The organism is Allochromatium palmeri (genome assembly GCF_009720725.1).
GTDB classification, from domain to species: Bacteria; Pseudomonadota; Gammaproteobacteria; order Chromatiales; family Chromatiaceae; genus Thermochromatium; species Thermochromatium palmeri.
The window spans coordinates 1-13,787 of sequence record NZ_WNKT01000023.1; the positions used below are offsets into that span (position 1 = coordinate 1).

Here is a 13,787-nt window from a genome sequence, read left to right on the forward strand (position 1 = left end):
GTGAAATTATTGATGGTTATGGATCTGAATATAAAATTGCGTTTTCATCTGTTTAATTTTTTTAATGAAAGTACTTAATCGCTATGGCACGCGACATGATCCGGAAATCAAAGGCTCTTGCCAATGCCACATAGATGGTCGAACTCAGCGGATCTTCGCCGCAAGCAGATCGAGTCGGGTCTTGATATAACGTTTAATCGCGTTTTTGCTCCGATATTGATCCATCGCTTAGGCGAACTTAACCCTCGATCAATAATAGAAATTGGGGCCGGGACAGGCCACCTGTCAAAAGTAATGAGCGAAAGCGGATTTGCTGTTACAGCAGTCGAACCCTCTCCGGGAATGTTTGCCGTTGCGCAGGAGGTTCTAGCCAACACCACGGTAGAACTGTTGAACTGCCAATCATTTGACTTATCACCTTCCGCCAACTTTGACGCAGCTGTTTCACATCTCGTTGCGCACGTCGTGGACGATTTGCCTGGTTTTCTTGGTTCTATTGCGCGGCATTTGAAGCCGGATGGGCATCTTATTCTGACTATACCCCACCCTTGTTTCTTTAACGACTACAAGAAAATATTTGATGGAGAATATTCATACATGACTGCTGCTTCAGCAGAAATATCCTTCGCAATCACCAAGGATCCTGGCAATTCAATTTCCGGCGTACCATATCATCATCGCCCATTGTCTACATACATTAACTCACTCGTAGCGACTGGATTCGCCATTGACGGTTTTGACGAGGTTTTTCCGGAGAGCGATATCCAAGCTTTATACGGGAATGCATGGGAAAACCCGAGATACTGTGTCTTCTCATGCAAAAAACGCTGACAATTGGCTTAGCGCTGAACCAATACCGCGCGCCTAGCTTGGCGCGCAAATTCAAGGTATTACCAACGCGGCATTGGGCCGGCTAGCTAAAGCGTTAGGGGGCAAAGAAGGAGAGGCTACATTGCTTTCAGCGGTTGAACAGAAAAGGTTATTTTTTTCGAAGAACACTGAGGCTGCAAGAAAATCGGCGTTAGGTCAGTTTTTTACGTCTGAAAGAATGGCTGCATTTATGGCGAGTCTTTTCCCAAAAGGGGAAGGCTCCTGCTACCTGTTGGATGCCGGCGCAGGGATAGGCACGCTGTCTGCGGCTTTTTTGAATAGATGGAAAAGCGGCGGATTTTGTTTTAGACGAGTTGCTTTAGATGCCTTTGAATTCGACCCTTCCTTGATCCAGCACTTGGTGCATACCCTGGGAAAATATGCTCGCGAAGGCGATTTTATTAGTAACATCCGGCAAGAAGACTTCATTCATGCCTCAGTCGAGTCATTGACAGGCAGTCTCTTTTCGCCGCCTGTAAAATACTACACGCACGCAATCCTCAATCCGCCCTATAAGAAAATAAATAGTCGATCAGCCCACCGATTGGCCCTTCGTCGCGTCGGTATCGAGACGGTGAACTTGTATAGTGCTTTCGTGGCACTGGCTGTGGCCCAAGCTGCGCCGGGTGGTCAGATCGTGGCTATCATCCCGCGCAGTTTCTGCAACGGGCCGTATTATCGCCCGTTCCGTGATTTCATTCTCGAACATGCCGCCATTCGGCACATGCACCTGTTCGAGTCACGCAGCAAGGCATTCAAGGACGACGATGTTCTGCAAGAGAACATCATCATTCGCTTGGAGCGGGACGGTCCGCAAGGGCCGGTGACAGTTTCGACATCGACCGATGATACCTTCGCTGACCTAGTGACCCATGAACACCCATTCGAGCGCATCGTGTTTCCGGATGACCCGGAGCGGTTCATTCACGTCCCAACGTCCCCGGAGAAGAACGCCATCGAACTATCCGAGGCGATCCGCTTCACGCTGGCCGACCTGGGCATCAAGGTATCGACCGGGCCAGTGGTCGATTTCAGGCTGAAAGAGCACTTGCGAAACATGCCGGGGGCGGGCACCGTTCCCTTGCTGTATCCCGCTCATTTCAGCCGCACCGGCACCACATGGCCCATCGAGGGCATGAAGAAGCCCAACGCCATCATGCGCAACGCCGAAACCGAAAAATGGCTATACCCGAGCGGCTTCTACTGTGTCGTTCGCCGCTTCTCGTCCAAGGAAGAAAAGCGCCGGATCGTGGCGAGCGTCGTCGAGCCGAGCGCCTTCGGTGACGCACCCGTGCTGGGCTTCGAAAACCACCTGAACCTGTTTCACGAGAACAAGCGCGGATTGCCCGAGGCGCTGGCCCACGGGTTGGCCGTGTTCCTGAACACGACGGCGGTCGATGAGAATTTCAGGCGCTTCAACGGCCATACTCAGGTCAATGCGACCGACCTCAAGCTGATGAAGTACCCTAGCCGTGAGACCCTGATCAAACTTGGCGAGTGGGCCATGCAGCAAGGAACGCTCACGCAAGAACAGATCGACGCCACGCTGGGAAGCCTGATCGAATGAACGACAAGAACGACTACATTGAGGCGGCGCACCAGATCATCATTTCCCTGGGCTTGCCGAGGGCACAGCAAAATGAGCGCTCAGCGCTATCCTTGCTGGCGCTGCTGAACCTCACACCGGGTAAGGCGTGGGCCGACGCGGAAAACCCGCTTGTAGGCATTACGCCCATCATGGATTGGGTGCGCGCGCACTACGGCAAGGAGTATGCACCGAACACCCGCGAGACGTTTCGCCGGCAGACCATGCATCAATTCTGCGACGCCGGTATCGCCCTGTACAACCCGGATAAGCCCGAGCGCTCGGTGAACAGCCCAAAGACCGTCTATCAGATCGAGCCGGCCGCGCTCGTTCTGTTGCGTACCTTCGGCACGCCGGCATGGCATGACAGCCTGACCGCGTATCTGACCGAGCGGGAAACGCTGGTTGCCCGCTATGCCAAGGAACGCGAGCAGAACCGTATCCCGGTCGAGATTGCGCCGGGCAGGGAAATCACTCTCAGCCCCGGCGCGCATAGCGAGCTGATCCGGGCCATCATTGAGGACTTCGCCCCGCGCTTCGCGCCGGGTAGCGTGCTGGTCTATGCCGGCGACACGGGCGATAAGTGGGGCTATTTCGACGCGCCCTTGCTGGCCGGCCTGGGCGTCGATGTGGATTCACACGGCAAGATGCCCGACGTCGTGCTGCACTACACCGCGAAAAATTGGCTGCTGCTGGTCGAGTCCGTTACCAGCCACGGCCCGGTTGACGGCAAGCGTCATGCCGAGCTGGCGAAGCTGTTTGCTGGATCGACCGCAGGGCTGGTCTATGTGACCGCCTTTCCGAACCGGACCATCATGGGCCGCTATCTAGGCGAAATCGCCTGGGAAACCGAAGTGTGGGTGGCTGATGCCCCGTCCCACCTGATTCACTTCAATGGCGAGCGGTTCCTTGGGCCATACCCAACGCCCTGACGAAGCAATCAACCCACCCAAACCCGCTCGACCTGCTCCAGCAACCGTTCGAGCGCCGCCTCGGCGACCGGACTCAGTTGGCAATGGGCATAATCGAAGCAGGCCCCCGTCGCGGTGATCAAATAGGCTTCCGGCGCCTGCCCATACAACTGCCGACACCAGGCCAGCAATTCCGACGGGTCGAGAAAATGCGCCATCGTCGAGTGTGCATCCACATCGGGTTCGAGACGATGCACCTGCACCATCCCCGGCTCGCCACCGGCCGCCGCATCGAGAAAGATCGCCCGCTCACGTCCCGCCAGCTCAGTGACCAGTTCAGCCGTCAGGACATGGCGCGCGATGGCCTCCACACCGACCGGCAAACCGCGCTCGACCAGCCGCTCGACGGCCAGCGGACCGATGGCGTCATCGCCCCGGATCGGGCTGCCGTAGCCGATGATGAGTGTCTTGTCCAAGAATCCGGCTCAGCGTGTCAGTCGGTCGACCACCCGGCCCGCCGCATCCCGCAGCTCGATCGCCAGCGGCATCTGGCCGAAGGCGTGCGAGGCACAGGACAGACAGGGGTCATAGCAGCGAATCACCGCCTCGACCCGATTGAGCATCCCTTCCTCAATCGCGTTGCCGTCGACATAGGCTGCGGCGACCTCGCGGATCGACTGATTCATGGCCAGATTGTTGTGACCCGTGGCGATGACGAGATTCAGCCAGGTGATGAGTCCATCGTCATCGATACGATAGTGATGCATGAGCGTGCCGCGCGGTGCTTCGGAGACACCGATGCCTTCGGAGCGGTTGCTACGCGCACGGGCGCGCACCCGCGTGTCCAGAATGGTCGGATCCTTGAGCAGCCGCTCCATCATCTCCAGACCGTAGAGGATTTCGACCAGACGCGCATAGTGATAGTGGAAACTGCTAACAATCGGGCCGGACTCCTGGAGCATGTGGAACTCGGCCAGCGCCACGTCGGCATAGGGCGTACCGCACGCCTGGACGTTGTTGAGCCGTGCCAGGGGACCGACCCGATAGACCCCCTGCGGATAGCCTTGAGGCTTGTAGTAGGGGAACTTCATGTAGCTGAAGTCTTCGACCGCTTCGCCGATCAAACGGCCGTATTCCTCCGGCGGCACCTGATCCTCCAGAATCCGCCCCTGCGCATCCTTAACGCGCAATACGCCGTCATAGTGCTCCAGATGGCCCTGCGGCGTGACCAGGCTCAGAAACAGCGTCGGCTGAGTACCGAAATGCCCGGCCTCATCCTTGAACTTCGGCACCAGCGTCTTGTAGAAGGCATAGGTACGCTTGGCGATCTCCAGCCCCTCGGGCAGGAGCTTGAGCATGGATTCGCGCTTCTCGACGCTCAGCGGCTCGGACACCCCGCCCGGCACCACCCAGGTCGGATGGATCTTCTTGCCGCCCAGGGTCTCGATGATGGTCTGCCCGATCTGACGCAAGCGGATGCCGTCGCGCGCCAGCTCGGGGTTCTGACGCATGACACCGAAAATGTTGCGCGTGGCCGGGTCCGAATCCCAGCCGAGCAGCAGATCCGGCGAGGACAGATGGAAGAACGACAGCGCGTGCGACTGGACGAGCTGGGCCAGATTCATGATCCGCCGCAGCTTGTCGGCGGTCGGCGGAATGTCGACCGCGAGCAGATTGTCGCACGCCTTGTTGGAGGCGATGATATGGCTGACCGGACAGATGCCGCAGGTGCGTGCGGTCAAGGCCGGCATCTCGCGATAGGGCCGCCCCTCGCAGAACTTCTCGAAGCCGCGAAATTGGGTGAGATGGAAACGAGCGTCCTCCAACTGGCCGTCCTCGGCGAGCTGGAGCGTGATACGGGCATGGCCCTCGATGCGAGTGACCGGCTCGATGGTGATGGTGCGGCTCATGGCATCCCCCTGAACTTGAGTGTGATCGATCCGATCAGGCCCGTAAGGCCGAGATGAATTCCTCGGGCGCGAGTCCGGCTTGCTTGAGAATCCCCACGAGCGTTCCCTGTTTGATCTCGCGATGATTGGGCACGACACAGACGGCTTCACCCCGGCGAAGCACGAGATGGCTGCCGCGTTGGCGCATCACGATGAAACCCAAACGCTCCAGCGCACGCACGGCCTCGGCTCCCGAAACAAGCGGCAATTTAGGCACATTCGGCGACCTCGAACGTTGTCAGCAATGGACGCGCCGTCAGTTGCAGGGGACATTCTTCCAGATAGAGTTCGGTGGCCTCACGAAGATTGTCCAGGGCTTCCTCGACGGTTTCCCCTTGCGTGGTCGTGCCGGTTTCGGGATTGAAGGCGACATAGCCGCCCTCTGGGGCTGGAGTCAAGATGGCTGAAAGTTCCATGGGATTCGATTTCAAACCGTAAATGAGGAGTCAGGCGCCGAAGCGCGTGACGGCGTTGGGGTCCGGCACTCGTCCCGCAATCAGCTCGCTCAAGACCGCCCAGATGGCATCCGCGCTCGGCGGACAGCCAGGCACGAAGACATCGACCTTGACCTCACCGTGAACAGGCTTGACCGGCGTCAGCAGAGCCGGAACATTGCGAGTCGGAATCTGCGGCTGAAGCGTGACGTTCTCGCGATAGGCGCGATCAAACACATCAGCGAGCTTGAAGTGATTGCGCATCGCCGGAACGTTGCCGGTGACGGCGCAGTCGCCCAAGCTGATGAGCAGTTTGCAACGCTCGCGAAACAGTCGCGCCTTTTCCAGATCATCCTCAGAGCTGATCGAGCCTTCCAGAATGCCGACATCGACCTGTTCGGGCAATTCCTTGGCATCGACCAGCGGGCTATAGACGATCTCGACCTGTGCGACGAGTTCGATCAGGCGCTCGTCGAGATCCAGGAAGGACATGTGACAGCCCGAACAGCCGTCGAGCCAGGCGGTGGCGACCGTGATCTTGGGTTCAGTGCTCATTGGGCGTGCCTCCGCCGTGCCAGGATCGGCAGGAAGTGTTGATCCTTGACCATCTCGCCCGCCGAGGTGCCCTGTTTGACCAGTGCACCGGTCGGGCAGACCTGCACGCACTTGCCGCAGCTGGTGCAGGTCTCGCTCTCGCCCCAGGGGCGGGCCAGATCGGTGATGACGCGACAATCGCTGCCGCGCCCCATGACATCCCAGGTATGGGCGCCCTCGATCTCGTCACAGACCCGCACGCAGCGGGTGCAGAGGATGCAGCGGTTGTGGTCGAGCCGGAACATCTCATGCGAGCTGTCGACCGGGTAGGGCACCTGACGGTAGGGCAGGTGTACATGGTCAACGCCGCAGCGCTGGGCGAGCGACTGCAATTCGCAGTGACCATTGGAGACGCACACCGAGCAGACATGGTTGCGTTCAGCGAACAGCAACTCGACGATGGTGCGTCGATAGTGTCTGAGCCGTTCGGTGTCGGTCTGGACCACCATCCCCTCAGCGACGCGCGTCGAGCAGGCGGCGACCAGCCGGCCCTGACCGGCGATCTCGACCATGCACAGCCGGCAGCCGCCCCAGACCGAGAGTCCGTCGAGATGACAGAGGCTGGGGATCGGAATCCGATTCTCGCGGCAGACCTCGATCAGGGTTTCGTCCTCGCGCGCCGAGAGATCGCGGTCGTCAATGCGAAGCGTGACGACGCGCACGTTCGGCTGAGGTGTGGGTCGGGGCATAGGTCGACTCCTCGGGAAGCGTCTAGGCGTGGCTCGAACATTGGGGCCGTCTCAGGCGGCGGTCGCATCAAGCCCAGTAATCAGCATCCAGCAACTGCTCGACCGTGAACGGGCATTGCCTCGGAAAAGTCGTCTCCGGCAGGCCCGTTTCCAGGATCGCGCGCTGACGGGCCACCGGATAACGGCGCGTCATCAAGTCCGCGAGCTGGTGTCTCAGACTTGGACTGTCCTCCAGCAGTTCCTGGATCTCGTCGCGCGCGTTGGTGATCGATAACTGCCAGCTCACACCGCGAAAACTCGGCTGATGACGCCACTTGAGCAGATGCAGCATCAGCACCTTGAGATGACTGGACAGCGCATGCTTTTCGCTGCGTCCCATTTCTTCGAGCTCCTCAGCGATGCGTTCCAGATCCAGTCCGGCGAGCCGGCCCGACCGTAGCCGATTCGCGCTCTCCAGCGTCCAGGCATAGCGATCCTGTTCGGGCGCGATCATGGGGCGCGATCTCCCAGCAGCTTGGCTTCGTACTCGTCACGGAAATATCTGAGCGTGCTCAGCACCGGATTGGGCGCGGTCTGGCCGAGTCCGCAGAGACTGGTCGCACGCACCACCTCGCACAGATCCTCCAGCCGCGCCAGATCCGCGCGCGTACCCTGGCCCTTGGTGAGCGTGTCGAGCAATCCGTGCATCTGCCAGGTCCCCGCACGGCAGGGGATGCACTTACCGCACGATTCGCTCATGCAGAACTCCATGAAGAAGCGTGCCACATCGACCATGCACGAGGTCTCGTCCATCACGATCATGCCGCCCGAGCCCATCATGGTGCCGAGCGTCTTGAGACTGTCGTAATCGACCGGGATGTCGAGATGCGCCTCGGGGATACAGCCACCGGACGGACCACCGGTCTGCACCGCTTTGAACGCGCGCCCGTCCGGGATGCCGCCGCCGATGACCTCGATGATGTCGCGCAGTGGCGTGCCCATGGGGACTTCGATCAGTCCGGTGTTCTGGATCTTGCCGGCGAGCGCGAAGACCTTGGTGCCCTTCGATCCCTCAGTGCCGATCGAGGCGAACCAGTCGCCGCCCTCGCGGATGATGGGCGCGATATTGGCGAAGGTCTCGACATTATTGATGAGCGTCGGACAGCCCCAGAGACCGGACTCGGCCGGGTAGGGCGGACGCGGACGCGGCTGGCCGCGCAACCCCTCGATCGAGGCCATGAGCGCCGTTTCCTCACCGCAGACGAAGGCCCCGGCACCCAGCCGGATCTCGACTTCGAAGGCGAACTGGGTGTCGGCGACCTTGGCCCCGAGAAAACCCGCACGCTTGGCCTTGCGGATCGCCAGTTCCAGCCGCTCGACGGCGAGCGGATATTCGGCGCGCACATAGACATAGCCCTTGCTCGCGCCCACGGCATAGGCGGCGATCGCCATGCCTTCGAGGATGCGATGCGGATCGGACTCCAGCACCGCGCGATCCATGAACGCGCCAGGGTCGCCCTCGTCGGCGTTGCAGATGACGTATTTTTGACCGGGCGGCATCTTGGCAATGGTCGACCACTTCAGCCCGGTCGGATAGCCGCCGCCGCCGCGCCCGCGTAGTCCGCTGGCCGTGACCTCGCGCAGCACATCGGCGGGCGTCATCTCCGTGAGCGCCTGGATGAGTGCCGCATAGCCGCCGACGGCGATATAGCCGCGCAGACTGTCGGGATCGATCAAGCCTGAGTTCTCGAGCACGATCCGCTGCTGGCGGCTGAAGAAGGGCTGATCGGTCGGGCACAGCAGACGCTCGACCGGCGCGCCGCAGACGCTGGCCATGATCTCGGGCGCGTCCTCGGGTGTCACGTCGCGATAGAGCAACGACTCGCTCAGGTCACACTCCTTATCGGCCACGGCCACCAGGGGCCCGGCCGAGCACAGCCCCATGCAGCCGACACCCTTGACCTTGCACGAGCCAGCGCCCCGGCTATCGCAGGCGGACTTGAGTGCGTCGAGTACCGGCAGCGCGCCGGAAGATTGGCAACTGGCGGCAACACAGACACGCACCTCGCGCTCGATGTGCGCTTCCTCGTTGCGATAATGGGCGGCCTGTTCGGCCAGGTCTTCGAGATGCATGTCAGGCGAGCTCCTCCAGCGTGGGGACCAGGGTATCGGCGGCCTGTTTGCCCAGCACCTCGCCGTCGACGACCACGGCCGGAGCCAGTCCGCACGCACCGACACAGCGCGCGGTCAGCAGCGAGAGCCGGTCGTCGGCCGTGGTCTCGCCCGGATCGATTCCATAGTGCTCCTGGACTCCCTCGATCAAGCCGCCCGCGCCCTTGATGTAACAGGCGGTGCCGGTGCAGACCACGCAGGTATGCCGGCCCTTCGGCTTGAGCATGAAGATATGGTAGAAGGTCGCCACGCCGAAGACCTTGCTCAGGGGCAGATCGAGCGAGGCGGCGACAAAGCGCAGCGAGGTCTCATCGAGATAGCCGAAGGCATCCTGGACGCTGTGCAGGGTCTCGATCAGGGCGTGCCCGGCATAGCCGTTACGGCGCATGGTGGCGTTGACGAGCTTCCAGCGTTTGTCGTCGCTGGGCAGTGGCGGTCTGGCAGGCGGCAATGTCATCAGTCTTGCGCGAGAAACCCCGTCCTTCAGGGCGGGGAGGGATAGCGCACCGCGCCAAGCGCGGTTAGGCTGCCCGTCTCGCTGCCTCCATTTCTGGTTTAAGTTGGAATGAATAACCATAGCCGTCGGCGCGTTGAAGGAGGCGGCAATGGCGGTAGGAAATCCCCTGAACGGTTCCGGCCTGGGCCTGGATGTTGAACGATCCCGTTTGGCGCACCGCGACGCGCCCGACATGCACGCCAGCTTTCTTGCCCTTGGGTACCTCGGCGCGCACCCAATCGCCGGTCTGGAAGCCCTGGACGCGCTTTTGGCACCTGAGATAGCCACGCGGAAAACCGTTTTTGAACGTGCGCGTGCGGCTGTAGGCCCCGCGTCCGGTGGCACGGATGCTCAGAACCGGGCGGTTCCAGTCGCGCACCTGATCGACGGTGCCGACACAGGCGGCATCGAGGGCATGGGTTTTGGGGAGGTTCAGGCGCGTGCGATTGAACTTGGTGCGCCCACCCGAGCCGGTCTCGACCGGTAGGCCCGTGGCGTTGAGCGCGTTGAACAACGCCCAGCGCGTGGCATTGACGGCGGCGGCGTCCTTGAGCGGCGCTTGGACCTGGATCTGGTGCAGGAGCGCCGGACGGCCCTTGAGGAACGTTTCGATCGACTGATGTCCCTTGCTGACATTGCAGGGCCGGCAGGCGAGCGTCAGGTTCGAGACCCGATCCGAGCCGCCCCGCGCGCGTGGAACGATGTGCTCGATTTCCAGCGCGACAGCGCGCGCACCACAATAGGCACAGCGCCGGTTCCACTTCTCCAGCAGGTATTCACGGACCTCGTAACCGGCCAGTTCGCCCTGTTGATATTCGACCCCGCTGATCTCCGGGTTCTGGAGCGCCTGAGTATCGAAGCGCACCAGCTCCTGACTGAGGGCGCTGATCGGGGCGATCCGGCGCAGCCGCTGCACCCAGGTGACGGTGGTGTCGAGCCGATGCTGTAACGACGGTGGCAACCAACCCGCGCGGCGGGTGCGATTCAAAAAGCGTGGGGCCCGGTAGCGGGTCTTGCGAGCGCGCCGCGCGCGCCGGTACTGACGCCGTGTCTCCAGCGCCTCCCGGATCGCCTGGCCGCGATGCGCCAGTTCCCCAAACCACAGTCCATGCTCCAGGCGCTCGACCGCGCCCGTGTCCGGATCACAGATCTCGGATTCGCGAACGATGGCCAGCCCCGTGACGCGACTGCCCGGATCGAGCTTCAGGCGCAGCGGTTGAACCGCCCCGCCGATCCGATCTTTCAGCCGAATGGTGAACGGGGCCAGACGCACGACCACCGCGCGTCCGCGCTCCAGTAACAGCCGCGCGCGTTTCTCCGTGCACGGCATCAGTGGCTTCTTCTGTTTGTCGAGTACGAATACAGCCATCAATCGGTTCCAAAAATCGCCCTTACGGGCCTGGTGACGGAGCCTCGCGGCTCGCTCCCCTCGGGAATGTCTGCAACCGGCTCCCGCCTCACGGCGGCGACCCGAACCTTCGACGCTTTACCTTTCGCCTGCATGATCCGGGTCTTCGAGAGTCCGAGGCTGAGGAAGCACCTCGGAGTCGGTCTGTGCGACCTGTTGCAAACGCAGCGGGTTTTCACCGCTTTCCCTGGTCAACCCAGCTCTTTCAAGCTCCGGCCTTCAGGCCGGGGTAGTTGACAGGATTGACCGTATTTCGAAGGGGGTTGGAAGACAACGCTTGCTATCATGTCTCCTACGATTTCTTCGCTAACCGACACCCATACTATGGACGAAAATCAGGCTCCACGCAAAACCCGGCGCGGTATTTATCTGCTGCCCAATCTATTTACGACCGCCGCGCTCTTCGCCGGATTCTATGCCGTGCTCTCGGCCACGCAGGGGCGCTTCGAGGCCGCCGCCATTGCCATTCTGTCGGCGCAGATCCTCGACGGCTTCGACGGGCGTATCGCGCGCCTAACCAACACCCAGAGCGCGTTCGGCGCCGAGTACGACAGTCTCTCCGACATGGTGGCCTTCGGTGTGGCTCCGGCGCTGGTCGCCTATCACTGGGCGTTGGGCGAACTGGGCAAGGTCGGCTGGCTGGCGGCCTTCATCTTCACCGCCGCCGCCGCGCTACGGCTGGCACGCTTCAACACCCAGGTCGGGACGTCTGACAAGCGCTATTTCCAGGGGCTGGCCAGTCCACCGGCGGCGGCCATCATCGCCATGGGCATCTGGACCGCGCACGATCTCGGCATTGAGGGGCAGGATGTGTCCTGGCTGGCCGCCTTCGTGACGGCTGGCGCTGGACTCCTGATGGTGAGTAACTTTCGCTATCTGAGTTTCAAGCAATTCAATCTGCAGGGGCGCGTGCCCTTTTTGCTGGCGGTGGTGGTGATGCTCGGCTTTGCCGTCGTCTATCTTTATCCGCCACTGGTACTGTTTCTGATGGCGCTGACCTATGCCATCTCGGGTCCGGCCTGGACGCTGTTTCGGCTCAGACGCAATCGCGTGCACCGCCGGCGTGAGCCGGCGGCTTGAGGCGCTGATCAGTCGTATACGGGGCAATTGCTGCCGCCGCGCCGATCACCACCAGGGCCGCGTCCGTGTCCCTGGTCGAATTCAGCAAGCTGCTCGGCGTTCAGGATACCCGACATCTGTTCATGGACCTGGGCGCGGGTCAGCGCGCGATTCTGGCGTTGCTCGGTGAAGAGCGCCTTGATCTGATCGGCTTGCTCGCTGCTGAGATCGAGCCAGTCGGTCAGGCGCTCGACCTGACGGTTCACGGCCTTGAGCTGGCGCTCGGTGCGTTTGGCCTTCTGTTCCTCGGTCAGTAGGGCATCGATCTGAGCGCGGTTCTCCTGGCGCAGACGCATTTGTTCCTGGCGCGTCTTCTCCAGGATGGCGCTGACCTGTTGCTGTTGTTCCGGGGTCAGATCGAGTTGCTTGGTCATGTATTCGACCTTGGAGTCGACGTCCATGCCTGATCCACCGTGCCCGCCCATCTTAGGACAGGCCTGAGCGGCGGCCGTCGCACCGATGAGCGAGGCGCCCAGAATGAGTGCGAGTGCGGTATTGGTGCGGGTCAGTCGAGCGTTCATGTCATGATTCCTCATACGCGGGTTGGATGCGGATCAGCGGATCCGCCAGGACTTGGAGCCGTTTAACTCCGACGTGTTCCAGGATAAAGTCTCACTGAGCACTCGAAGTGCAGCAAATCTGCAAACACCATGGATGCAAGCAACCCGACGGACGGGCGCGGATCACTTTCTAACCTAGAGTCTTGCTGCTAGTATCGCTTCGCGCTCGTCACCAGACGCGGTTTGGAACTACAGGAGTGTCCGATGCCCGAAGTCCTCTACGATGCTCATCCCTCGCTGTTGCGTACCCGCCCGTTCGGGACACTGCTGACCATGCTGCTGATGCTGGGGGGAATCCTGGTCGCGGTGGTCGGCGATCAGGTCATTCCGCCGGAGTTTAAGTCTCAGGTGCGCGTCGATGGCCAGACGCTCCAGATGATCGGCATCGGCGTCTTCGCCTTTGCCACGCTTCAGCTCCTGACCTGGTGGGTCACGGCCCGCACCGATCATCTCGAAATCACAGCCGACGAGATCCTCTGGACCCACGGCCTGCTCAGCAAGCAGTACACCGAGATCAACATGGCTTCGGTACGCACGGTCCGGGTCACGCAGACGCTCTTTCAGCGCATCATGAATGCCGGCGACATCACCATCTATACCGCCGGCGATACGCCTGAGCTGGTGGTACGCGGCCTGCCCGATCCAGGCCAGATCCGTGAGTTCATCAAGGCGCAACCGGCGTCCGGAGTTTGATCGTCATGGGCGCGGCCAATCGCGGAGATCTCAAGCTGCTGGCGGTGGTCGTCCTGATCGCCGTGCTGGTGCTGGCGCTCCTGGCGGTGTTCCTGCTGCCGGCGACCACGCCCATCGTCGGCACGCTGAACGAAGGACTGGGGCTCAGGGAGTCGGTTCCCTGGGGCTTCGGGCTGACCGTCGCGCTCATCGCCTTCTTCGCGCTCGTGGCCGGTGACGGGCTGCTCGGCGAGCTGCAATTTATGCTCAGCGCGTTCTTCTCCTTTTTTCTCATCCTAACCCTGCTGATTGCCTGGGTTTTTTGACCGTCAGAGAGCTGATGCATCGC

Annotated in this window: 17 protein-coding genes; 6 read left to right on the forward strand and 11 right to left on the reverse strand. The window is 61.2% G+C overall.

The features are described 5' to 3' along the window. Nucleotides 1-123: 123 nt before the first annotated feature. From GJ668_RS11350 to GJ668_RS11360, 3 genes are all read left to right on the forward strand, one after another. Nucleotides 124-831 carry a class I SAM-dependent methyltransferase gene (locus GJ668_RS11350; RefSeq protein WP_155450320.1) on the forward strand — a complete coding sequence of 236 codons (708 nt, stop codon included), beginning with the start codon at nt 124-126 and terminating at the stop codon, nt 829-831. 121 nt (nt 832-952) lie between these two features. Next, nucleotides 953-2,437, forward strand: a complete 1,485-nt coding sequence (locus GJ668_RS11355) for an Eco57I restriction-modification methylase domain-containing protein (RefSeq protein ID WP_246194809.1) — start codon at nt 953-955, stop codon at nt 2,435-2,437. After that, a complete protein-coding gene (locus GJ668_RS11360) occupies nt 2,434-3,387 on the forward strand; it encodes a BsuBI/PstI family type II restriction endonuclease (RefSeq protein WP_155450269.1) in 954 nt (317 codons plus the stop codon). Before GJ668_RS11355 ends, GJ668_RS11360 begins: the two co-directional genes overlap by 4 nt. Nucleotides 3,388-3,395: 8 nt before the next feature. On the opposite strand, the gene GJ668_RS11365 is transcribed toward GJ668_RS11360, so the two are convergent. The 10 genes from GJ668_RS11365 to iscB all read right to left on the reverse strand — a co-directional run bounded on the left by GJ668_RS11365 (nt 3,396) and on the right by iscB (nt 11,048). Beyond that, the gene (locus GJ668_RS11365; RefSeq protein ID WP_155450270.1) at nt 3,396-3,842 is read right to left on the reverse strand and encodes a hydrogenase maturation protease; all 447 of its coding nucleotides are present in this window, start codon (nt 3,840-3,842) and stop codon (nt 3,396-3,398) included. Between the two features lie 9 nt (nt 3,843-3,851). Further along, entirely contained in the window at nt 3,852-5,276 is a 1,425-nt protein-coding gene (locus GJ668_RS11370) for a Ni/Fe hydrogenase subunit alpha (protein WP_155450271.1), read from the reverse strand. Between the two features lie 34 nt (nt 5,277-5,310). Beyond that, nucleotides 5,311-5,532, reverse strand: coding sequence for a type II toxin-antitoxin system HicA family toxin (locus GJ668_RS11375; protein WP_186343049.1), 222 nt, complete (start codon nt 5,530-5,532; stop codon nt 5,311-5,313). Beyond that, nucleotides 5,525-5,731, reverse strand: coding sequence for a type II toxin-antitoxin system HicB family antitoxin (locus GJ668_RS11380; protein ID WP_155450272.1), 207 nt, complete (start codon nt 5,729-5,731; stop codon nt 5,525-5,527). Before GJ668_RS11380 ends, GJ668_RS11375 begins: the two co-directional genes overlap by 8 nt. A gap of 30 nt (nt 5,732-5,761) precedes the next feature. Further along, nucleotides 5,762-6,304: an NADH-quinone oxidoreductase subunit B family protein gene (locus tag GJ668_RS11385; RefSeq protein WP_155450273.1), complete on the reverse strand. Its 543-nt coding sequence runs from the start codon at nt 6,302-6,304 to the stop codon at nt 5,762-5,764. Next, the gene (gene hoxU / locus GJ668_RS11390; protein ID WP_155450274.1) at nt 6,301-7,032 is read right to left on the reverse strand and encodes a bidirectional hydrogenase complex protein HoxU; all 732 of its coding nucleotides are present in this window, start codon (nt 7,030-7,032) and stop codon (nt 6,301-6,303) included. The genes GJ668_RS11385 and hoxU overlap by 4 nt, the downstream gene beginning before the upstream one ends. Nucleotides 7,033-7,099: 67 nt before the next feature. After that, the gene (locus GJ668_RS11395; protein WP_155450275.1) at nt 7,100-7,525 is read right to left on the reverse strand and encodes a DUF29 domain-containing protein; all 426 of its coding nucleotides are present in this window, start codon (nt 7,523-7,525) and stop codon (nt 7,100-7,102) included. Continuing rightward, nucleotides 7,522-9,144: a NuoF family protein gene (locus GJ668_RS11400; protein ID WP_155450276.1), complete on the reverse strand. Its 1,623-nt coding sequence runs from the start codon at nt 9,142-9,144 to the stop codon at nt 7,522-7,524. The genes GJ668_RS11395 and GJ668_RS11400 overlap by 4 nt, the downstream gene beginning before the upstream one ends. Nucleotide 9,145: 1 nt before the next feature. Further along, on the reverse strand, nt 9,146-9,640 hold the full coding sequence (hoxE, locus tag GJ668_RS11405) for a bidirectional hydrogenase complex protein HoxE (RefSeq protein WP_155450277.1): 495 nt from the start codon (nt 9,638-9,640) through the stop codon (nt 9,146-9,148). 64 nt (nt 9,641-9,704) lie between these two features. Beyond that, entirely contained in the window at nt 9,705-11,048 is a 1,344-nt protein-coding gene (gene iscB / locus GJ668_RS11410; protein ID WP_155450278.1) for an RNA-guided endonuclease IscB, read from the reverse strand. Between the two features lie 363 nt (nt 11,049-11,411). Between iscB and pssA the strand changes: the two genes are divergently transcribed. Beyond that, nucleotides 11,412-12,167 carry a CDP-diacylglycerol--serine O-phosphatidyltransferase gene (gene pssA / locus GJ668_RS11415; RefSeq protein WP_155450279.1) on the forward strand — a complete coding sequence of 252 codons (756 nt, stop codon included), beginning with the start codon at nt 11,412-11,414 and terminating at the stop codon, nt 12,165-12,167. Between the two features lie 8 nt (nt 12,168-12,175). Here the strand turns inward: pssA and GJ668_RS11420 are convergent, their stop codons facing one another. Beyond that, nucleotides 12,176-12,727, reverse strand: a complete 552-nt coding sequence (locus GJ668_RS11420) for a Spy/CpxP family protein refolding chaperone (protein WP_186343050.1) — start codon at nt 12,725-12,727, stop codon at nt 12,176-12,178. Between the two features lie 243 nt (nt 12,728-12,970). Between GJ668_RS11420 and GJ668_RS11425 the strand changes: the two genes are divergently transcribed. Further along, nucleotides 12,971-13,459, forward strand: a complete 489-nt coding sequence (locus GJ668_RS11425) for a PH domain-containing protein (RefSeq protein ID WP_155450281.1) — start codon at nt 12,971-12,973, stop codon at nt 13,457-13,459. A 5-nt stretch (nt 13,460-13,464) separates the two neighbouring features. Continuing rightward, nucleotides 13,465-13,764, forward strand: a complete 300-nt coding sequence (locus GJ668_RS11430; RefSeq protein ID WP_155450282.1) for a hypothetical protein — start codon at nt 13,465-13,467, stop codon at nt 13,762-13,764. Nucleotides 13,765-13,787 lie beyond the last annotated feature (23 nt).